The organism is Pannonibacter anstelovis (genome assembly GCF_036881715.1).
GTDB classification, from domain to species: Bacteria; Pseudomonadota; Alphaproteobacteria; order Rhizobiales; family Stappiaceae; genus Pannonibacter; species Pannonibacter anstelovis.
This window is the reverse complement of the sequence record NZ_JBAKBF010000006.1, coordinates 118560-139779: the sequence shown is the minus strand read 5'-3', so window position 1 is coordinate 139779 and position 21220 is coordinate 118560. Positions and strand designations below refer to the sequence as shown.

Genomic DNA, 21220 nt, shown 5'->3' with positions numbered 1-21220 from the left:
GCATCTTTGGGGGCAAACTTGTTCCGCGCTGCTTCAAACTTGCCCGAATTGCCAGCGAGTGTGCTAGGGAAAGGGCAGTTGGCTGACAGTTCATGGGTTCGATGAGGAGTGATTGATGTCGGGAAAACAAGCAGCCGTTCCTACCTTCAAGGGATACTGGCGCGCCTCGTCAATCTTTCTGTCCGGCATGATCGGGTTTGCGGGGGCGGGCGGTGCTGCTGCCGCCGCACAGTCTGGCCCGCTGCCGCTGATGCCGCACCGGGCCGTCTATGATATGAAACTGTCGGACGCGGGAGATGGCGTCAGCATTTCCGATGTCACCGGGCGCATGGTCTATGAGATGACCGGCTCGGCCTGCGAGGGGTATGCGGTCAATCTGCGCATCGTCACCCGCTTTGTGGATGACAGCGGCACCTCCAGCATCACGGACCTGCGCAACTCCACTTTCGAGGAACCGGAGGCGAAGACGCTGGAATTCCTCAGCCAGACCTATTCGGGCCAGACCCTGACCATGGAAACCCGCGGCACGGCCGAGGAAAAGGACAACAGCCTGACCATCAGCCTGGCCGAGCCTGAGGAAAAGACGGTCGAGACGGGCAAGGATGTCTACTATCCAGTCTCCCACATTCAGGCGCTGATCAATACGGCGAGAGAGGGCGGCTCCTTTTTTGAAGCGGATGTCTTCGACGGGGCGGAAACGGGTGAAAAGGTCTATGGCACCGCAGCCGTCATTGGTGCGCCGCAATCGGGTGAGGATGCGCCCGGCGAGGAAGAGGCCAAGGCGGTGACCGGCATAGGTGCGGGGCAGCGCTGGCCGGTGACCATCGCCTATTTCGATCCGGATCTGGATCACGGCGGCGAAGCAACGCCCGTCTATCAGATCAGCTTCCTGCTTTATGAAAACGGCGTGAGCCGCAAGCTCAAGCTCGACTACGGCGACTTCAAGCTGGAAGGCAAGCTGACGAATTTCGAGGCCCTTCCGGCGGCTGCTCCCTGCAAGAAGTGAGCGCGGAGGAGGCTACTCCACCTCCGGCCGCCGTTTCAGCTTGGCAGCATGGGTCAGGCCCGTCTCGACGGCTGTGAGGCCGAATTTTTCGCGCAAGGCGTCGATGGCCCGTTCGGCCTTTGCCTGACGGCCGGCTTCCTGATCAACGAGATCAGCCGGATCGGCAAGGTCTGCATCGCACAGGTCCGACAGGCCGATGCCGATGAGGCGGAAATGCTGGCCCTTGGCTGCATCCGCCAGCAGCTCGTCCCCCAGCGCGAAGATACGTCCGGCAAGCTGCGTCGGGCTGGACAGCTGGCGTGAACGGGTGATCGTGCGGAAGTCGTCTGTCTTCAGTTTCAGCGTGACGGTACGTCCGGCAAAACCCGCCTTCTTCATGCGCCGTGATACCTTTTCCGACAGGTCGCGCAGGATGGGCCGAAGCACAGGCACCTGGGCGATATCCTTGTCGAATGTGGTTTCGGCGCTGATGCTCTTGGTCTCACGTTCCGGCGAGACTGTGCGGTCATCCACGCCCTGGCAGAGTTTTGCCAGCCTCAGGCCCATGGTGCCATAGCGGCGGATGAGATCGGACGGGTCCATGGCCTGCAGCTGACCGATGGTGGTGATGCCGTCGCCGGCAAGCTTGCCCTGAAACACCTTGCCGACACCCCAGATGAGGCCCACGTGCCGTTCCGCCAGAAAGCTTTTCGCCTCTGCCGCACCGATCACCGAAAACCCGCGCGGCTTGTCGAGGTCCGAGGCGATCTTGGCGAGGAACTTGTTGGGGGCAAGGCCAACGGAGGCGGTGATGCCCACTTCGCTTTCCAGATCGCGGATGAAGCGGGCCAGCACTTCGGCGGGTGTAGCGTGGTGCAGCCGCTCGGTACCGGTGAGATCAAGAAACGCTTCGTCGATGGAAATTGGCTCCACCAGCGGCGTCAGCGCCAGCATCCGCTCGCGCACCAGCCGTCCGGTTTCAGCGTATTTGGCCATGTTGGGCTTGATCACCACCGCATCCGGGCAGGCTTCCAGCGCCTTGTACATGGGCATGGCCGAGCGCACCCCATGGATGCGGGCGATGTAGCAGCAGGTGGAGACTACGCCGCGCTGGCCGCCGCCGACGATGACCGGCAGGTCGCGCAGCTCCGGATTGTCGCGCTTTTCGATGGACGCATAGAAGGCGTCGCAGTCGATATGGGCGATTGCAAGCTGGTCCAGTTCCGGATGGCTGACAAGGCGCGGGCTGCCGCAGGCCCTGCAGCGCTGCCGCCCCGGCTCCGGCCTTGCGCCGCAATCACGGCAGAGGGGGCGTGTCCGCTGTCCTGCTGCTGTTGCATCTGTACTGCCCGGTTCGCCCATGCCTTGTGCCCTGATCCTATCCGGGAACAATCATAGTCCTGATATGGGCTTCTGTCTCAAGCCAGTCGCCGGAGACGAGGTCCAGGCCGGGCAGGGGATCAAGCGCCTGGCGGAAGCGGGCATCGGCAACAAACTGGATCAGCCGTGCTGAGGGCAGGGCCTGCGCCACCGATTGCAGGTTCTGCGGGCTGTCATCAATGAACACGACCGGCTGGCCGCGCCCGGCAGAGAGCGCCGCGACTGCCGCGCCCTTGGGACCTGAGTTTGTGACGACCGGAAAGGTGAGGCCATGAGCGGCCAGCAGCTTTTCGCGCAGGGGCTTGTTGGCAACGCCCGGCAGATTGGTGAGAAAGACGATCTCGAAGGCTTCCGAAAGCCGTGTGAGGGCCGGTGCCGCGCCGTCCACGATGGTCTGCCGGTCTGCAATATCCTCGAAGAAGGCCTGCACCAGCCGGTGCACTTCGTCCGCCGCCAGTACCCGGCCGGAGGCCTCTTCGGCAATGTTGCCGGTCAGCCTGTAGCTGTAGGCAAGGAAAACAAGTCCGTGCGCGGCAAGGAACTCCTCCAGGTGCAGGATCATGTGCAGCACCACCTCGTCGACGTCGCAGATGATCAGCGGGCGGGGAGAGCGGGGCAGCAGGGCAATCTGGTCGAGGACACCCCGGCCGGGAGTTGAGAGTGTAGACATGGTACGCTCAGGCGTCCGGGTCGCCTGCCAGCGCATAGCGGGCGGCAGCAATCATGGTCGGGCGGACGCGGGAATTCTCGCAATAGGCCAGAAGCAGCGGCTCGTCAGTCATGAAAAACTCGAGAACACCTGCGAGAAATCCGGGCTCTGCTGCCGCAGAGCGAATCGATTCCGGCCCGATACCGGAGAGCGCAAGGAACCGGCCCGTCAATTCTGGGTCGCGCGTCAGGTGCAAAAGCGCGTCCAGGGCCATTTCTTCAGCTTTTTCAAAGGTCATGTTCCGAGACTCAGGAATTGCCATTGCATTTTTGCCTTTCCGAAACGAATCCGCGCTACCATTTGATCTTAAGTAATGCGGGCAGGGGAGAGACGCCAGCCAATCAGTGCTGCGCCGTCGTCTCTCCTGTTGCCGCTTCCCTCCGTGCCGTGACCGGCGAAGGCTGTTTTGCATGTCCAAGACCGTGCTGATCGTTGAAGACAACGAACTCAACATGAAGCTGTTTCACGACCTTCTGGAAGCACACGGCTATGGCACGCTGCAGACCCGCACCGGCATCGAAGCGCTGGAGCTGGCCCGCAAGTACCGGCCGGATCTGATCCTCATGGACATCCAGCTGCCCGAGGTGTCGGGTCTGGAAGTGACCAAATGGATCAAGGAAGACGACGATCTGTGTACCATTCCGGTCATTGCCGTCACCGCCTTTGCCATGAAAGGCGACGAGGAGCGTATCCGGCAGGGGGGATGCGAGGCCTATATCTCAAAGCCGATCTCCGTGACCAAGTTTCTTGAGACGGTCCGGTCCTATCTCGGAGAGGCGTGATCTGAATGCCTTTCTGCATCTTTTTCGGAGGCCTTCGGGCTTCCGTAAGGGCTGGCGCCTGAATTAAGGTTACAAGTTTACTAATTTTTTATGATTTGATCAGCGCAACTGCTGCGCTGATTGATTTCCCATGCCGATTCGCTAGTGTAATTCGTGTATTTAAAGGGCACCTGCGGGAAAGCAGGGCATTTATTTCAGGTCATTTAACTGAATACCCTACGGGGAGCCTGGGTCCGCCGCATCTCCTGGGTCCGTGGGGCAAGGCCGGCGCGGTGTCTGCCCGATGAGTGGCCTCCTCGGATTGGCAGTCCCGCGCCGGCCGCCACAAAGACGGAAAACAAGCTTCCAAACAGAATGATCGCCCCGCTGCAGGATTGCGGCGGGGCTTTTATCTCAGCCAAGCGGCATCCAGACCGCACCGGCTGCCGGAATGTGATGCCCGGAGAAATGGACCGGCTCCGGGCCGTAGTTGAAGAGGAAGCGGTGCGTGGCCGTGTCGCGCTGGCGGATGCCTTCCGGCATGTCCGTGAAGTCCAGCCCGGCATCGATGACGGCGCTGCGCAGGATGCGGTCGAGGGCTTCCTCGTCCGGCCAGCCGCCAAGATAAGTGAAGTTGCCTGCACGCATGGCGGCAGGCGTGCCGTCCGCGGCTTCTTCCACCACTTCGGCAGTTCCTTCCAGAACCTCGCGCCAGCCGGTGAAGGCACCGCCCGACACAAGCGGCACGGGAGCCGTAGGCGGCAGGCTTTCGACGCGCGCCACGAGGCAGTCCAACCCCGGCAGGGCGGGCGGAAGCGGCACGGGTATGGTGAAGTCCGGCGTTTTGGAATTGAAACGCGGCCCGGCAATGACGGCGGCACCTGAGCTAGCCAGCGCGCTCTTCAGCGCCTCGGTCAGAGTGAAAAGCCCCGGCACCAGTACAAGGCTGTAGCTGCTGAAATCCTGTGCCGTTGGCGGCAGGATATCGACGGAAAGGCCAAGGCGGCGCAGGCCCTTGTACATATGGAACAGCAGGGCGAAGTAGTCGAAATCCTTGCCCTGCGGCTGGATGGACCAGGCCCAGGCGCTTTCGTAGTCGAAGACGAGAGCCACTTTCGCCTTTGCGACAGCGGTGACGGGCAAGGCCTTCAGCTCTTCGGCCACCTTTGCTGCCTCGTGATAGGCGGGGGCAGCGGCGCTGTCCGGGCGCAGCAGGCCAGCATGCATCTGCTCCTGTGCGAAAGGCGCCTGCCGCCAGCGGAAATAACACACCGCTTCTGCCCCGTGGGCAAAGGCCTCCCAGGCCCACAGCCGTGCCATGCCCGGCAGCGGGTCGGGGTTATAGGGGGCCCAGTTCACAGGGCCTGGCTGCTGCTCCATGATCCACCAGCGGCCCTTGCCGACGGCACGGTAAAGATCGTGATGGAAGGCCTGAAAGTCCGGGTCGCCCTGACGCAGATAGCGGCGCTTGTGCTCCGGGCTTGCCTCCAGCCGGTCGGAAAGGAAGCCGATCGGATAGGCATCCCAGCTGGCGATATCGAGATCGGCGCCGACGGCGAAATGATCGAATTCGACGATGCGGCCCATGTAGTTGTGGGCAATGGGGGCATCGGAATGGCGGCGGATGATGTCCGTCTGCAGCCGGTTGAAGCTGACCACCTGATCGGACGAGAAGCGGCGGAAGTCCATGACATGGGCCGGGTTCGGCTCCGTCACGGTCAGGTTCGGCAGCTCGATTTCCTCAAAGCCCGCATAGTCCATGGACCAGAAGATGTTGCCCCAGGCCCGGTTCAGCGCCTGCGGCGACTGATATTTGCGCGCCAGCCAGTTGCGGAAGGCCTCACGGGCTGCAGTGGAATAGCTGAGGATGGTGTCGTGGCAGCCGTATTCATTGTCTGTCTGCCAGGCGGCCACATGTTCGTTGCGGCCATAGCGTTCGGCCATCAGCGTGACGATGCGGGCGCATTCCTGCCGGTAGCCCTCATGGGAGAAGCAGTAATGGCGGCGCGAGCCGAAGCCGCGCGGGCGGCCTTGCGCGTCCAGCGCGATCATGTCCGGATGGCGGTTCAGCACCCAGCGCGGCGGTGTTGCGGTCGGCGTACCCAGCACCACCTTGAGGCCTGCCTTGCCCAGAACCTCGATGGCTTCATCCAGCCAGGCCCAGTCCAGCGCGCCGGGCTCGGCCTCGATGCGCGCCCAGGCGAATTCACCGATGCGCACATAGGTGAGGCCGATTTCCTTCATGCGGGCCGCATCTTCGGCCCACTGGGCAGCGGGCCAGTGTTCAGGATAATAGCAGACGCCAAGGGCGCGGGTACGGTCGGTCACAGGTTTACTCGGTGCTCTTTCTGGCCGCGCGCCCCGCTGGCGGCGGCAAAGGTCATGCCGGAAAGCGGCTTTGCGGCCCGGGCACTGGCGCCGAGGCCCTGACGGGCGCTGGTGCAGAAGAGGGTGCCAAGGTCGTCGCCGCCAAAGGCCGGGCAGCTGGTGTGGGGGGCGTCAAATGCAATATCCCGAACGAAACTGCCGTCCGGCGCATAGGCTGCAACACGGGACGAGCCCCATTCCGCCAGCCACAGAAGACCGCTTTCGTCCACCACGGCCCCGTCAGGATTGCGGCTCTCGGAGGTCAGGTCGAGGAAGACCTCCGGCTCGCCCTTCGGCCACCCGGAATCATCCAGCGCCACGCGCATGACGCGGCCTGTCACCGTGTCCGAGAAGAAGGCCGTCTCGCCATCGGGAGCAAAGGCGATGGAGTTGGAAATGGTAATGGGCGCAAACAGCTTGCGCAGCTCACCCCGGTACCAGCGGTAAATGGCACCGGCATCCTTCTCGGCGTTCTTGCCCATGGTGCCGATCCAGAAGCCGCCATAGGGGTCGGCGCGGCCATCGTTGGAACGGGTGGCCGGATTGTCCGCCTCCAGCGCGCAGAGCGTGCGGGCTGCTCCCGTTTCGACGTCGAAGGAGAACAGCTCCCGGTCACTTGCGATCAGCAGCTTGCGCTCGTCCACCCAGCCGGCGGCCGACACCAGCGTCTCGAAACGGTAGATGCGGGTGTGGTCGTTTTCCTGGGTCAGCAGGCTCTTGTTCAGGATGTCGAACCAGAAAAGCTGGCGGCGCAGCGGATGCCACAGCGGACCTTCGCCCAGTTCACAGACGGTGGCATCAAAGACGGGGGAAGCAGCAGCACTCATCTGGCGCCCCCCTTGGCAATGTCGAAGGCCTGCACCATGGCGCGGGCGCGGGTTTCCACATCGCCTACGGTCAGTCCCGGCACGTAGAGAGCGGTGCCGATGCCGAAGCCATCGACGCCCACCTTCAGCCAGTCAGCGAAATTGTCCGGCCCGGCGCCACCCACGGCATAAAGCCGGGTTTCCTTCGGCAGCACGGCGCGAATGGCCTTGACGCCTTCCGCGCCCAGGAGGCCCGCCGGGAAGAGCTTCAGCCCGTCAGCGCCAGCCTGCAAGGCTGCGAAACATTCGGTCGGGGTCATCACGCCGGGGAAGGATTGCATGCGGGCAATCTTGGTGGCTCGGATGACGGACGGATCGCAGTTCGGCGACACAGCCATGCGGGCGCCGGTGTCCGAGAGCTTCATCACGTCCTCCACCGTCAGCACGGTGCCCGCGCCGATGATGGCGCTGTCGCCGAACTCACGCACCATGGCGGCGATGCTGGTGAAGGGATCGGGCGAGTTGAGCGGCACCTCGATGCGGGTGAAACCGGCGGCGATCAGGCGCTCGCACACCGGCAGGGCTTCGGCGGGAGTGATACCGCGCAGAATGGCAATCAAAGGACGCATCAGTCAGCCTTTCTGGTTTTCTGTGAGGACCCGGCGCGCAAGCCCAAGTCCAGCCAGTGTCAGGCTTTCGCCCGCCGTTGTGCGTCCGTCAAGGCCCGCCAGTTTCAGCGCCGCCAGATAATGAGACGAAAGCGTGGGCGCGCCTATCAGCGTGACGTCTCCTGAGACGTCCTGCCGCACCGCTGCGATCTCCGCACCGATGATGAGGCCGGACAGACGCGAGCGGGCCGAAGCTGCACCAAGACCATGCAGCAGTCCCTCTGCCCGCAGCGGGAAGAGGGCGGCTGCCAGCATGTCCGGCCGGGCAAGGCTGGCTGTCACACCGCCTGCAAAGGCCTCCGTATCCCAGCCGTCATCGGCCATGCCATGGCGCAGAACGGAGGACTTCGACAGGAGCGCGAAGACCTCGCCCGTCATGAAGGTGCTGAAGGATGTGACCGTGCCGCGCTCGATCCGCACCCACTTGCTGTGGGTGCCGGGCAGACAGAGCGTGCCGGAGAAGCCGGGATTGTCGGTAAGGAAACCGGCGATCTGGGTTTCCTCGCCGCGCATCACATCGGCGGGCATGTTCTGGCTGAGACCCGGAATGATCCAGACCGACAGGCGCGGATCAGCAACGGGTGCTTCAACCATGGCGCTGGCCTGCAGCGGCGGGCAGGGCACAGCGGCATAGGGCGCTTCCACCCAGCCCTGACGGCTGCCCACCATGCCGCAGGCGATGACCAGCGTCTTGCGGCCTTCCGGCAGCCAACCGGCGATCAGTTCCAGCAGCGCGTCCTCGAATTCATGTCTCGCAAGGCTCGCCATGCCTTTGGGCGAGGAGGCCTGCGCCAGAACGCAGGTGCCTTCCATGGCAAAGACGCGCAGATGCGTGGTGCCCCAGTCAGCGGCGATCCATTCGGGAGAGAGGGCCGCGCTCATCCCGTCACCACCACGCCGCCGTCAATGACGAGCGCCTGTCCGGTCATCATCTTCGAGGCAGAGGAGGCCAGGAACAGGCAGCCGCCGGTGATGTCTTCCGGCTCCAGCGTGTCCTTCAGGCACTGGCGCTCCACGTGGCCTGCGAGGGCTTCGGGCGTTACCCAGAGGTCCTTCTGCTTCTGCGTCAGCACCCAGCCGGGAGCAAGCGCGTTGACGCGGATGCGGTCGGGGCCGAAGTCGCGGGCAAGGCTGCGGGTCAGTCCGTTGATGGCGGAATTAGCGGAGGTGTAGGCCGGGAAGCCGCCGTTGCCCATCATGTAGCTGATGGAGCTGAAATTGATGATCGAGCCGCCGCCCGCCTTCTGCATGCCTGGGATGACGGCCTGTGCTGCAAAGAAATAGGCCTTTAGGTTGATGGCCATGGCCCAGTCCCAGTACTCCGGCGTCACGTCCAGCGTGTTGTGGCGCTGGTCGTTGGCGGCGTTGTTGACGAGAACCGTGATGGTGCCATGGGCTTCCGCTGCCTTGGCAATCGCGCCCTTCAGGGCGTCGATGTCGGTGACGTCACAGGACAGATACAAGGGGCGGCTGCCGGTTTTCATCTCCATCTCGTCACAGAAGACCGAGGCATCGGAGCGCTGCACGAAGGCCACCTTGCAGCCCTGCCGCAGGAAGGCCTCCGTCAGGCTGGCGCCAATGCCGGAGCCGCCGCCGGTGATGAAGACGGATGCGCCCTTGAGATCGGGAAAGACCGGCTGTGCGTTCATGATGTAGCCCCTTCAGGTTCCGGCGGCGGGTTGAGCTGCTGCTCCGGCTGCCGCTGATATTTCAGTGTGTGCCTTTATGCGGAGGGAAAGACAGGCCGGGCAAGCCGGCTGGCCTCAGAGACGGGCTCCTTCCACCGTGAAAAGCGTGCCCGGCCATGCCACGGGCAGCATGATGCCCTGCTGCATCAGCGCCGCTCCGGACAGCGTCACCGGCCCGCTCTTCAGGGCGCAGGCCCCGCGCGATTGGGGCGGCGCATCTTCCGGGTTGAGCAGCGTCAACCGGTAGCGCGCCGCCGGATCCAGCCCTGACAGCTTCAGCGGGCGGGGCAGGGCCTGTGCAGGCGCTGCCGCCTGACCGGACGACAAGACAAAGCGGCTGCCATCCCGCGCCAGATGCATTTCGGCGGTGACGGAAGGATCAGCCGCATCAAGGCGCAGGATGTCTGCGTGCATCAGCCAGTCCCGGTTGGCTTTCCACCAGCCGGTAACGGCGGTCAGAATGGCCGTCTCTTCCGGATCAAGCTCGCGCAGGTCCATCTCGAAGCCCATATGGCGCTGGGCTGCCACGCGGGCGCGCAGGCTCATGGACAGAACCCGGCCAGAGGTGTGGCAGTGGCGCGGGCCCACATGGCTGCCGGTGACGGAGGCTGGCAGGAACAGCGCCGCATCATGCTGGATGCGCAGCCGCTCAAGTGCGTCGTTGCTGTCCGACAGCCAGACCCGCTGGGTGTGGGTGAGGATGCCGGCATCAATCCGCCCGCCGCCGGAGGCGCAGCTTTCGATCTCGGCTTGCGGATGAGCGGCACGCAGCCGTGCCAGAAGCGCCAGTGTGCCACGCGCCTGCGCTGCGTCCACCACGGGAAGCAGCCGGTTGTGATCCCACTTGATGTAGTCGATGGCATAAATGGAGAGCAGGGTGGAGATCGCCCCGAACAGATGATCGCGCACCGGCTCCAGCGCCATGTTCAGCACCAGTTGATTGCGCCCGCGTGTCTGGTCCGCCGGGCCGAGAATCCAGTCCGGATGGGCGCGGTAAAGGTCGCTGTCCTCACTCACCATCTCCGGCTCGAACCACAGGCCGAAGGTCATTCCCAGCTTGTGAACTGCCTCGATCAGCGGCGTTAGACCGTCCGGCCATTTGCGCCGGTCCACGGTCCAGTCGCCAAGGCTTGTGGTGTCATCGTCGCGCCGCCCAAACCAGCCGTCATCCAGCACGAAACGCTCCGCCCCGATGGCAGCCGCCTTGGCGGCGATTTCGGTGAGGGCACCCAGCTCGTGACGGAAGTAGATGGCTTCCCAGCAATTGTAATGCACGGGCCGGGGGCGGGCCGGATCTGGCCATGTGACCACCCGGTCGTGGATGTCGCGCTGGAAGAGCGTGGCAATGCCGTTGAGGCCCGAGGTGGAGACGGCGGCGATGAGGTCCGCTGTTTCAAAGCAGGTTCCAGCCGCATGTTCGCTGTTGCCGGCATGGCCGAACTGCACCTGCCTGCGCCCGTCATAAAGCTCTTCGGCCACAAACCTGTGGCCGCCGGGCCAGGCGTAATGCAGGGCGCGCACCTCGCCGGAGGTGTTGCGGCAGCCAGGTTCCGTGAACAGCGCATAGGGCGGGTGTTCCTGACCCGAACGGCCAGTGCGTGCCTCGCGCTGGCGGATGCCGGTGGTCCAGGGGGTGGACTGCATGCGGAATTCGCCGGTCCACTTGCCCGCCGGATCAAGGATCTGCTCTGCGCTCTGCGGCACTGGCAACACGGGCGCGGCGAGCCAGTCCACGCGGACAGGCTCATCGCACTCCAGACGGGTGCGCAGCACGAAAACGCCGGTCTCTGCCGCTTCGATCACATGGGTGAGTGTGAGGCCTTCTGCGGTGGAGACAAGCTCCAGCCGTCCCGCGCTCTGGCGCGCTTCACGGAAGGCAAGGCGGGGTTGCAGCAGCTCGCCCTCAGCCGAGCGCAGCACAAGGCCCGGCTGGCCCTGCCAGTCGTTGCCCTGCACTGGGCAGAGGCTCAGCGGGGGCAGGGCGTCGAGCATGCCGCCGGTAAGATCGGGCCGGCTTGCAGCCACAAGAGCGGCGAGATCCTCGTCTTCAGGAAGGCGCGGGCCCCAGTAGATGGCTTCGGGCACACCGCCGGAAGAGGAAAGGACCAGGCTTTGGCTGGCGCAGTCCAGCCGCCAGTGCTGCGCGGTGCTCATGGTCATTTCACGGCTCCCAGCGTCAGCCCGGCGATGAAGTGCTTTTGCATCAGGAAGAACATCAGCACCGGCGGCAGTGCGGCGATGATCGACCCTGCGGAAACGAGATGCCATGCGGCAACCCACTGGCCGTTGAGCGAATAGAGGCCTGCCGTGACCGGCTGGGTGTCGGCACCTGTCGTCAGAACAGTGGCCCAGAAATAGTCGTTCCAGATGAAGGTGAAGATCAGAACGGACAGGGCGGCAATGGCCGGGCGCATCAGGGGCATGACCACATACCAGAAGATCCGCACTTCACTGACCCCTTCCACCCGAGCTGCCTCGATCAGCTCATAGGGCAGGGCCTTGATGAAGTTGCGCATGAACAGGGTGCAGAAGCCTGTCTGGAAGGCGATGTGGAACAGGGCAAGACCAGTGATGGAATCATAAAGGCCCATGTGCAGCGTCAGGTCGCGGACCGGCACCATCAGGATCTGGAACGGCACGAAGTTGCCTGCCACGAACAGGAAGAAGATCAGCAGGTTGGAGCGGAACTTGTAGACCGCCAGGGCAAAGCCGGTCATGCAGGACAGGGCAACCGCGCCGATCACGGTCGGGATCGTCACCTTGAAGCTGTTGAGAATGTAATCTGCGATCGGAGAATTGCGGAAGACGGCCAGATAGTTGTCGAAGGCAATGGCCGAGGGCATGCCGAAATAGTTGCCGGCCGCAAGGTCGGAGGAGGGGCGCACCGAGGTCAGCGCCACGCCGAGGAGCGGCAGCAGCCAGAGGACTAGGGCCACGGGCAGGGCTGCCTTGTAGAGGGCGCGGGCCGGGGCCGGGAGTTGCTGGATGGGACGGGGAAACATGCTCAGTGTTCCTTCTCGTCGCGCCACATCTTCCAGATGAAGCCGGAAATGAAGACCATCATGATGGCAAAGAGGACAACGGCAATCGCCGCACCGTAGCCCATGCGGAAGCCGTATTCGGACAGGGCCTGCTCATACATGTAGAAGGAGAGCACCCGCGAGGAGCCGAAGGGGCCGCCATCGGTCATGATCGAGACAAGGTCGAAGGAGCGCAGCGCGCCGATGACCGTGACCACCACCGCAATGAAGGTGGCCGGGCGCAACTGCGGCAGGATGACATGCCAAAGCATCTTCCAGCCCTTGGCCCCGTCCAGCCGTGCCGCTTCGATCTGATCTGGCGCCACGTTGTTGAGGCCGGTCAGATAGAGGATCATCACATAGGCAATCTGCGGCCACAGGCCCGCAGCGATGATGCCATAGGTGACGAGGTTCTCTTCCGCCAGAATGGCAACGCCCTGACCGGTCAGGGCCTCGATCAGCTTGTAGAACAGGCCGAAGTTCGGGGCATAGAACCAGGAGAACATCAGGCCGACGACGACCTGACTGATCACGAAGGGAAAGAAGAACAGGGATTTGTAGACCCGGATGCCCCAGACCGTCTGATTGAGGAAGATTGCGATCATCAGCCCGGCCGGAATGGCCAGCATGTAGAGCGCGAGCCAGATGATGTTGTTCTTCAGCGAGACATAGAAGGCCTCGTCGTCGATCAGCTCGGCATAGTTGCCGATGCCGATCCACTGCGCCGTGCCGATGCCATCCCAGTCGTAGAGGGATATGCTCATCGACTGGAAGACCGGAGCAATCACGTAGAAGGCAAACATCAAGGCACCGGGCGCAAGGAACAGCCACGGGGCAAGCATGCGCTGTCGCGCTTTCCAGAAGGCGGTCATCTCTGCCTCGGGTCTTTCGGGATCATGTCCCCCGGATCAGGTCCGGAGGACGTTTGCGGGATAGCCGCCCACGAAGGGCTGGCCACGCGGGCTCAGTAGACGCGCTGGCGCACCTTTTCGAGGCGCTCAAGGATCTTGTCGAGCCTGTCCGGCTTGACCATGAATTCCTGGAAGCCTTCCATGGCCGCCTTGGCCATCTCGGCCGGAGCGTCACGGTCGAAGAACTGGGCGAGAGCGGTGGCGGTCGAAACCGTCTCGAAGCCCAGGCTCAGGTAGGGATCAGACGTATCCACGGTGGATTCGTTGTTGACCGGCAGCTGGCCAAGACGCTTGTTGAGGGCGGTCTGCACGTCAGCGCGGGCAACAAAGGCGAGGAACTTCTTGGCGTCCTCGACATTCTTCGCGCCAGCGGGAATGTGGATCGTATCTGTCGGCGCTTCCTCGGCACGCGGCAGGCCCGGGGTGATTTCCGGGAAGACCATGAAGCCGAGATTGTCATTGGTCATGCCGCCATCCTTGAAGATGGCCACGGCGAAGTTGCCCATGACATAGTTGGCGGCCTTGCCCTGAACCATCAGCGCTGCTGCATCCTGCCAGTCGATGGCCGTGTGGTTGGCGGTGACATAGCCCGGCTCCACCAGCTTTGCCCACTCGGCGAATACGGCCTTCACCCGGTCATCGGTCCAGGCGATCTTGCCTGCGGTCAGGTCCATGTGGAATTCGTAGCCGTTGGTGCGCAGGCTCAGATAGTCGAAGATGCCCGCGATCGGCCACAGGGCCTTGGAACCGGTGGTCACGCAGTCAACGCCTGCAGCCTTGAACTTGGCGCAATTGGCGATGAACTCGTCCCAGGTCTTGGGCTCGGAAACGCCCACCTTCTTGTAGACATCCTTGTTGTAGTAGATGCCCCACTGATAATAGGTGTAGGGCACGCCCCACTGCTTGCCGTCGATGGTCATGGATGCCTTCGAGGCGGCGAGCTTCTGGCTCAGGCCGTTCTGTTCCCACACATCGCTGACATCGAGAAACTGGCCTGCCTTGACGAAAGGCGCCATGCGGTTGCCTGCGTACCAGTTGGCCAGATCCGGCGCATCGGCGGTCAGGAAGTTGCGGATCGCGGTCTTGTAGCCCTCATGGTCGAAGAGGTTGACCTTCACCTTCACGTCCGGGTTCTCGGCCTCGAACATGGTGATCAGCTCTTCAAACGCAGCCTTCGGGGCCGGGTCCGATGTGTCTGTGTTGAAAACGAGGGTCCGCTGCTCGGCAAGCGCCGAACCGGACACCATCAAGGCAGCGGCAAAGGCCGCCAGCCTGAGCTTGGCAACTGTCATTTCTTCTCCTCCCGGACTGCATTCTGCTGCAAGGAAGTTCCAAATAATGAAACCAAGTCTTGCATATTGAAAACTATGATGCGAAGCTTTAGGACTGTCAAGCAGCAGGCACGCGGTGGCGGGCCGGGCAAGGGTTCTGGAGACGATGAGCGTGAAACAGGCAACGGCAGATGGGCCGGGCATCAGCGGCGCTGATGCGGAGCAGGGCGGCGATGGTACCGTCGGCAAGGCTCTTGCCGTGCTGGATCTTGTGGCGCAGGCCGGACGTCCGGTGCGCTTCACCGATATTCTCGCCCAAAGCCCCTATCCGAAGGCAACGCTCTACCGCCTGCTGCAGACCCTGACCCATCAGGGCATGCTCGCCTATGACGCGGACAGCCAGAATTATGCCCTCGGCGTGCGGCTTGTGCGGCTTGCCCATGCGGCCTGGTCGCAAAGTTCGCTGGCGCCGCTGGCACGCCCCTGGCTCGACAGGCTGTCGGCAGAGCTGGGCGAAACCCTGCATCTGGCGCAGCTCGATCAGGGGCAGGTGCTTTATGTGGACAAGCGCAATGCCGCACGGCCAGTGGAAATGTTCAGCCAGGCCGGCAAGGTGGGGCCTGCCTATTGCACCGGCGTTGGCAAGGCGATGCTTGCCTTCCTGCCGGAGGCGGCGAAGCTGCAGGCCGTTGCGCGCCAGTCCTTTTACCGTTTCACGCCGAAGACCCTCGGCTCGCGCGAGGAGCTTCTCGCCGAGCTGGAGGAGATCCGGACCTGCGGTCATGCCTTTGACCGCGAGGAGCACGAGCCGGGCATCATCTGCCTTGCCGTGCCGGTCCTGTCTTCAGGGGGCAGCGTGCTGGGCGCGCTGTCGGTCACATCCACAACAACCCGGAACAGCCTCGACGGGCTGGAGCAACTGGCCCCGCAGCTCCAGGCTTGCGCGCGCGCCATTGCTGCAGACGTGGAAGCCTGGCGGTTCCCGGAAAGCAAGCAGATCTGAGGGAGGAAATCCATGTCTGGCGTCTCGTTCGAGAACGTAGTCAAGAAGTTCGGTGAGGTCGGGGTCATCCACGGTGTGGACCTGACGATCGAGCATGGGGAATTCTGTGTCTTCGTCGGCCCTTCTGGCTGCGGCAAGTCCACGCTGCTGCGGATGGTGGCAGGGCTGGAGACCACCACATCCGGCGCGATCCGCATCGGCCAGCGCGATGTCACGGGGCTGGACCCCTCCGAACGTGGTGTGGCCATGGTGTTTCAGACCTATGCCCTTTATCCGCACATGACGGTGGCGGAAAATATGGGATTCGGCCTGAAGATGACCGGCCATCCCAAGGCGGAAATCGAGTCCAAGGTGGCCGCCGCCGCGAAGATCCTGAAGCTCGAGCAGCTGCTTGCACGCAAGCCCAAGGCACTCTCCGGCGGTCAGCGTCAGCGCGTTGCCATCGGCCGTGCCATCGTGCGCGGGCCGGAAGTCTTCCTCTTCGATGAGCCGCTGTCGAACCTTGATGCCGAACTGCGCGTCGAGATGCGTGTGGAGATTGCCCGTCTTCACCGGGAAATCGGCGCAACCATGATCTATGTCACCCATGACCAGGTCGAGGCAATGACGCTGGCCGACAAGATCGTGGTGCTGCGCGCCGGGCGCATCGAACAAGCCGGCAAGCCGCTGGATCTCTATAACGACCCGGACAACCGCTTCGTCGCCGGCTTCATCGGGTCACCTGCCATGAATTTCCTTGAGGCGAGCGTCAGCGGCGAGGGGCTCAAGGTTCCGGGGCTTGGCGGCGCCATCTTTGCCCGTCCGGCGGCGTCTGTTGCCGATGGACCGGTCACCTTCGGTTTGCGCCCGCAGCATGTGCGTATCGAGCGCGCCGGCACCACGCACAAGGTGGATATGGTGGAGGCGCTGGGCGGCGTTTCCTACGTTCATCTGATGGCCGCCAACGGCAGCAAGCTGGTGGTGGAGCAGCGCGAGGACATGGGGCTTCGTGCAGGTGATCAGGCCGGTGTCAGCTTCGATCCGGCGCAGGCGATGTATTTCACCGCAGACGAGGCAGGCCGCCGGATCAGGTGAGGGAAGGCCAGTTCTGTTTTCTACTAGATCTCGTTCCCCGAAGCTCCGTCATGCCATGACGAAACATTATAGGCTGGCGAGTGGATATCCTTCTGAGGGGGGCGGCAAGACCAATGCCGCCTCTCCAAAAAACTCAAGGGCAGCAATCGCTTGCGGCCCTTTTATGATTCATTATGTCAGCTTGCAGCCCGCCGGGCTTCTGCGCTGGCCGACGCGAGCCGTTCGGCATAGGCCATCATCAATGCGCCGGTGCCCTTCTGATCGTCGGGGCGCAGGGGTTCGCTGAGGTAATAGGCGGGGGAGCCGTCGCGCACGCGGCCGCCGAAGCCGCCGAGCCCGGCCATCTCGCAGACATTCTGCAGGCGGACGATGCCGTCATCTCCGGCGTAAAGCTGGGTGGTTTCGAGGCTTGCAAGCGCCTTCAGGCCGGTAGCTGCGAACTGGTGCCCCAGGCCCAGTCTGGCGCCCTTCATCAGGGCATAGGCAAACATGGCGCTGGCGGAGGATTCTTCATAGTTGCCGGGAAGCTCCGGCTGGTCGATCACCTGCAGCCACAACCCGCTCTGCGGCCGGGCGAGCGCCGTGATACGGGTCAGCAAGGCGGACGCCCGCTCCGGAAGGCCGGATGAGGCGGCTTTTTCAGGCCCGATGAGGTCGATCACATCCACCAGGGCCATCGCCAGCCAGCCAAGGGCGCGGGCCCAGTGGGCGCGGGAGAGACCGGTCTCGGGGTTGGCCCAGCCCTGCACCTTTGCTTCGTCTATGGCGTGGGCGTAGAGGCCAGTTGCCGCCACATGTGTCATGTCGAGCGCCCGGTTCAGTTGCCCAATGGCATCCTCCACCATCTCGGGCTTGTTGCGGGAGAGGCCGTATTCGATCTGGAACGGCAGGCCCATGTAAAGCCCGTCGAGCCAGACCTGCTGCGGATAGCGCCTCTTGTGCCAGTAATTGCCGCCAGCCGTACGCGGGTGGTGGATAAGCTGCCCCGCGAGATGCTCGATGGCCAGGCTCCAATGGCTGCCCGGCGCAGCCTTCTCCAGGAAGAGAAGAGCCCGGCCTGCGAGAATATGATCAATGTTGAACTCATCCTGGCTGTATCCGGTCAGGCTGCCGTCCTCGCCAACCTGCGGTCCGATCAGCCGCAGCAGCTCATCCCGCCAGATCTCCTGCGGCTGCTGGTCGTGCAGCAGCGCCAGCCCGCGGTAGACACAGCCGTCCTCGTAGCACCAGCTGCCGTCCTTGGCGTAGGTGTAGCGGGAAAGATATTCCTTGAAGTAGCGCGGGGTCATCTGGCCGTCCTGACTGCGAGGGAAAGCATCCGGGCACAGAAGCCGTGTCCGTCTTTCCGGTTGGAAGTGTCATGCAGGCCATCCGGCGCTGCTAAATCTGTGGCCAGCCTTCGCGGGGCTGGCGGGAAGGGGCGGCTAGGCCGCCGGGCTGGCGCGGGCAGGATGCTGGCGCAGGTCCTCCACATGCGCGCCTTCGAACACCAGATCCTCATGGCGCATAGCGGGCACGTGATCGGCCATCACCGGCACATCCGCCCTTGCCGCCGGGTCATAGGAGGTTTCGACGCCGGAGATCCGGATTGGTCCCATGGGGGCTTCCGGCAGGCCGAGGAAGACGCCAAGCGCCAGCCGCAGGTTCGTGACCTTGATGTTCTCGATGGTGATTGCGCCAACAGACGGCGTTTCGCCCGTTACGGGATGAGGCGTGCGGGACTGCACGAAATCCGAATGCCCGTCCGCATCGCAGAAGTAGAAGGCATTGGCCACGAAGGCCGTGTCGACCCCATCCATGCCGCAATCGGAGAAGCGCACATTGCCGACCGCGCCGCCACGCCCGCGCCGGGTCTTGATCCTCAGGCCCCGGTCGGTCTGGCTGAAACTGCAATGCTCCACGGCTACGTCATGCACACCGCCGCCCATTTCAGAGCCAATGACAAGACCGCCATGACCGCGCTCCATAAGGCAGTTGCGGACGGAAACATTGCGTGTGGGGGCGAGGTGATCGCGTGCGCCTGTTTCTGGCACCGGCTTGCCGGCCTTGATGGCGATACAGTCGTCGCCAACCGAAAAATGCACACCTTCGATCCGCACGTCCTCGCTGCTTTCCGGGTTGAGGCCGTCGGTGTTGGGGGAGTCGGACGGATTCCAGATCCTGAGATCTGCCGCCGTCAGATCCCTGCAGAACAGCGGGTGCACGGTCCAGGAAGGCGAGTTGCGCACCGTGATGCCAGTTAGCGTCACATGCGTGCAGCGGCTGAGGAAAACCGTGCGCGGGCGCCGGGCTCCGTTGCGCGTTTCCTTCGGCCAGCTCCACCAGTCGCCCTCTGCGCCGCCGCCATCAAGCATGCCTTCGCCGCAGATGGTGAGATTGTCGCATCCAAGGGCAGTGATGAGGCTGGCATAGGCTGCTTCCGGCACGCCTTCCCAGCTGGACAGGGGCGCGCCGCTTGCATCATGTGCAGGCAGAATTGGCCAGTTGCCGCGGTCATGGATTGCAGCAAGGCCGGAGTCTTTGGCGATCTCAAGGGTCATGCCGGACTTCAGCATCAGCGGCGAAGTGCGGTAAATGCCGCCAGTGATGCGCAGCGTGCCGCCGGAAGGCGTTGCTCCAATCGCACGGGCGAGAGCTGCCCCGTTGTCCTCAAGCAACGTGTCAGCGCCATGGTCCCGTGCATCGACGAGGCCGTGGCACTCCGGCGTGGAAATGCTGAGCGGCCCGGCGCCTTCCACGGAGAGACTGTAGTTCGCTGCGGGCTCAAGGCCGAAGATCGAGAAGACCGCCCGGTCCGTCACGCCCTGCCGTTTTTCTCCGCTGCGCATGTCCGTCAGCACCCAAGCCGCAGGCCTGGGCAGGGAATAGCGCGCGCCGGGCACGTGATGGCGCAGCGTTATATGCCTCGGGGAAATCGCGCTGAGGCAGAGGGAGCCGGTTGCGGGGGCAGTGGACATGACGGGCGTATTCCTGGGTTTTATCGGAACCGGGAGACCTGATGCCTCCCGGCGGAGTGTGAAACGAAGCGGAGTACGGCGTCACCGGCTGGCCGGTTCCTACCGGATGTTGAAGAGCCTGCCGTTTCGCCGCAGCGCCCCTCTCCCCCCCCTTGAGGGGGAGATGTCTGCGGCAGCAGACAGAGGGGGGTAGCAGCGCTTCAGCACAGCACCACCTCTCTTCTGAATGGACAGTCAGTTACCCCCCTCTGCCCCCTACCGGGGGCATCTCCCCCTCAAGGGGGGGAGAGGAGTGGGGGCAAACGACCCCTCAGAAAAGGGGCAATGCTCACCCGGCTCCCTCTCAGGAGCGGTACTTCTTCAGCACGTCATTGACGCCTTCGATGATCTGTTCAGCGGCACCCTCCGCATCGAGCATGCCGTAGGAGAATTCCTCCAGCGTATCGATGAAGAGGCTGCGGACTTCCGGATGCTCGTTGAAGGGCGAAACGGTTGGGCCGGTGCCAGCAGTGATGATCGCGTTGGCGGCGATCAGCTCCATTTCGACAGAGCCTGCGTCCGACAAAGCCTTGGCGGCCGTCTTGCTGGCGGGCAGGCCGCGCGAGCTGCCGAGCGCCTTGATACCTTCGGGCTCGTTCAGCAGGCAGTTGACGATCTGGGCCGCAGCCTGCGGGTTCTTCGAGTTCTTCGAGATGGCGAAGACCATCGAAGGCTTGCGGTAGACGCCTTCGGTCTTGGCATCGGGGCTGGTCAGCAGCTTGACGGCTTCAAGCTTCTGGCCTTCCTGCAGGGGATCGGCATATTTTGAATAGGTCGAGTCCCATTCATAGGAGCCGGCAATGCGTCCATCGGCCCACTTGGGGCTTTCGAACAGGTTGACGTTGCCTTCCGCCGCCGCATCCTTCTGCGACATGACCACGCCGCCCTCAACCATCTTGCCGTAGAACTCGATGGCTGATGCCAGTTCCTCCGTTGTCCAGGCGACCTGCATGGCTGCCGGATCGATCAGGTCCTTGCCGGTTGCCTGAGTGGCACGCAGGGAGACAAGCAGAACGGCGGTCTCCTTGATGGCATTCATCGGATAGGCATCGGGTCCGATCTTTTCCTTCAGCACTTTTGCGGACGTGAAAAGGTCATCCCAGCTTTTGGGCAAGGGCACGCCTGCTTTCTGGAAAGTGGTGGTGTTGAACAGGAACACGCGGCCCGTGGTGGAAACCGGCAGGCCGTTCAGCTTGCCGTTCATGCTGCCCGAGGCAAGCTGGTCTTCCGTCCAGTTGCTCAGGTCGATGTATTCCTTGAATTCGTTCAGGTCGGCAAAACCGTCGCCCTTGATCGAGAACAGCGGCAGCCAGGGCCAGTTGACCTGCATGATGTCAGCTTCCGTGCGTCCGGCGATCTGCGTCATCAGCTTTTCAAGGTGGCCGTCAAAGCCTGTGAACTCCGGCGAAATGGTGTGGCCATGCTTTTCGCCGCAGACCTTCAGGGCCTCCTGTGTCGCCTTGTGGCGGCTGTCTCCGCCCCACCAGGACATGCGAAGGTCTGCTGCCAGCAGGGGCGTGGCAAAGGTTGAGGCGAGCGCAAGGCTCAAAAGCGCAGTTGCAGTCTTTCTCATGGTTTTCT

19 protein-coding genes are annotated in these 21220 nt (G+C 63.3%); 4 read left to right on the top strand and 15 right to left on the bottom strand.

The window, feature by feature from the left end:
• The first annotated feature begins 115 nt into the window (after window positions 1-115).
• A complete protein-coding gene (locus V6L75_RS11340; RefSeq protein WP_334251631.1) occupies window positions 116-1006 on the top strand; it encodes a cell envelope integrity EipB family protein in 891 nt (296 codons plus the stop codon).
• A gap of 12 nt (window positions 1007-1018) precedes the next feature.
• On the opposite strand, the gene V6L75_RS11335 is transcribed toward V6L75_RS11340, so the two are convergent.
• Genes V6L75_RS11335 through V6L75_RS11325 form a run of 3 tightly spaced genes read right to left on the bottom strand, consistent with a single transcriptional unit; the run spans window position 1019 to window position 3312 of the window.
• Entirely contained in the window at window positions 1019-2347 is a 1329-nt protein-coding gene (locus tag V6L75_RS11335) for a DNA polymerase IV (RefSeq protein WP_334251630.1), read from the bottom strand.
• Between the two features lie 16 nt (window positions 2348-2363).
• Complete coding sequence (locus tag V6L75_RS11330) at window positions 2364-3035, bottom strand: HAD family hydrolase (RefSeq protein ID WP_334251629.1); 672 nt, start codon at window positions 3033-3035, stop codon at window positions 2364-2366.
• Window positions 3036-3042: 7 nt separating this feature from the next.
• Window positions 3043-3312, bottom strand: a complete 270-nt coding sequence (locus V6L75_RS11325) for a DUF3572 domain-containing protein (RefSeq protein ID WP_334251628.1) — start codon at window positions 3310-3312, stop codon at window positions 3043-3045.
• 172 nt (window positions 3313-3484) lie between these two features.
• Between V6L75_RS11325 and V6L75_RS11320 the strand changes: the two genes are divergently transcribed.
• The gene (locus tag V6L75_RS11320; RefSeq protein ID WP_050471810.1) at window positions 3485-3856 is read left to right on the top strand and encodes a response regulator; all 372 of its coding nucleotides are present in this window, start codon (window positions 3485-3487) and stop codon (window positions 3854-3856) included.
• A 393-nt stretch (window positions 3857-4249) separates the two neighbouring features.
• On the opposite strand, the gene V6L75_RS11315 is transcribed toward V6L75_RS11320, so the two are convergent.
• The 9 genes from V6L75_RS11315 to V6L75_RS11275 all read right to left on the bottom strand — a co-directional run bounded on the left by V6L75_RS11315 (window position 4250) and on the right by V6L75_RS11275 (window position 14587).
• Entirely contained in the window at window positions 4250-6163 is a 1914-nt protein-coding gene (locus V6L75_RS11315; RefSeq protein WP_334251627.1) for a beta-galactosidase, read from the bottom strand.
• Window positions 6160-7029, bottom strand: coding sequence for an SMP-30/gluconolactonase/LRE family protein (locus tag V6L75_RS11310; RefSeq protein ID WP_334251626.1), 870 nt, complete (start codon window positions 7027-7029; stop codon window positions 6160-6162). Before V6L75_RS11310 ends, V6L75_RS11315 begins: the two co-directional genes overlap by 4 nt.
• Window positions 7026-7637, bottom strand: coding sequence for a 2-dehydro-3-deoxy-6-phosphogalactonate aldolase (locus V6L75_RS11305; protein WP_334251625.1), 612 nt, complete (start codon window positions 7635-7637; stop codon window positions 7026-7028). Before V6L75_RS11305 ends, V6L75_RS11310 begins: the two co-directional genes overlap by 4 nt.
• 3 nt (window positions 7638-7640) lie before the next feature.
• Window positions 7641-8558, bottom strand: a complete 918-nt coding sequence (locus V6L75_RS11300; RefSeq protein ID WP_334251624.1) for a 2-dehydro-3-deoxygalactonokinase — start codon at window positions 8556-8558, stop codon at window positions 7641-7643.
• A complete protein-coding gene (locus tag V6L75_RS11295; protein ID WP_334251623.1) occupies window positions 8555-9325 on the bottom strand; it encodes an SDR family NAD(P)-dependent oxidoreductase in 771 nt (256 codons plus the stop codon). The genes V6L75_RS11300 and V6L75_RS11295 overlap by 4 nt, the downstream gene beginning before the upstream one ends.
• 114 nt (window positions 9326-9439) lie before the next feature.
• Window positions 9440-11524 (bottom strand): alpha-galactosidase, encoded by a 2085-nt coding sequence (locus V6L75_RS11290; protein WP_334251622.1) that lies wholly within the window; start codon window positions 11522-11524, stop codon window positions 9440-9442.
• Window positions 11521-12366: a carbohydrate ABC transporter permease gene (locus tag V6L75_RS11285; RefSeq protein WP_334251621.1), complete on the bottom strand. Its 846-nt coding sequence runs from the start codon at window positions 12364-12366 to the stop codon at window positions 11521-11523. Before V6L75_RS11285 ends, V6L75_RS11290 begins: the two co-directional genes overlap by 4 nt.
• Window positions 12367-12368: 2 nt before the next feature.
• Window positions 12369-13226: a carbohydrate ABC transporter permease gene (locus tag V6L75_RS11280; protein WP_334251620.1), complete on the bottom strand. Its 858-nt coding sequence runs from the start codon at window positions 13224-13226 to the stop codon at window positions 12369-12371.
• A 122-nt stretch (window positions 13227-13348) separates the two neighbouring features.
• Entirely contained in the window at window positions 13349-14587 is a 1239-nt protein-coding gene (locus V6L75_RS11275) for an ABC transporter substrate-binding protein (protein WP_334251619.1), read from the bottom strand.
• Between the two features lie 145 nt (window positions 14588-14732).
• Here V6L75_RS11275 and V6L75_RS11270 point away from each other — a divergent pair, with 145 nt between their 5' ends.
• Window positions 14733-15569, top strand: a complete 837-nt coding sequence (locus tag V6L75_RS11270; protein WP_334251618.1) for an IclR family transcriptional regulator — start codon at window positions 14733-14735, stop codon at window positions 15567-15569.
• A 12-nt stretch (window positions 15570-15581) separates the two neighbouring features.
• On the top strand, window positions 15582-16643 hold the full coding sequence (locus tag V6L75_RS11265) for an ABC transporter ATP-binding protein (RefSeq protein WP_334251617.1): 1062 nt from the start codon (window positions 15582-15584) through the stop codon (window positions 16641-16643).
• Between the two features lie 176 nt (window positions 16644-16819).
• On the opposite strand, the gene V6L75_RS11260 is transcribed toward V6L75_RS11265, so the two are convergent.
• The 3 genes from V6L75_RS11260 to V6L75_RS11250 form a co-directional block, all read right to left on the bottom strand.
• Window positions 16820-17932 (bottom strand): glycoside hydrolase family 88/105 protein, encoded by a 1113-nt coding sequence (locus tag V6L75_RS11260; RefSeq protein ID WP_334251616.1) that lies wholly within the window; start codon window positions 17930-17932, stop codon window positions 16820-16822.
• A gap of 135 nt (window positions 17933-18067) precedes the next feature.
• Window positions 18068-19600, bottom strand: a complete 1533-nt coding sequence (gene pglA, locus V6L75_RS11255) for a polygalacturonase PglA (protein ID WP_334251615.1) — start codon at window positions 19598-19600, stop codon at window positions 18068-18070.
• A gap of 343 nt (window positions 19601-19943) precedes the next feature.
• Window positions 19944-21212 (bottom strand): ABC transporter substrate-binding protein, encoded by a 1269-nt coding sequence (locus V6L75_RS11250; RefSeq protein ID WP_334251614.1) that lies wholly within the window; start codon window positions 21210-21212, stop codon window positions 19944-19946.
• Window positions 21213-21220 lie beyond the last annotated feature (8 nt).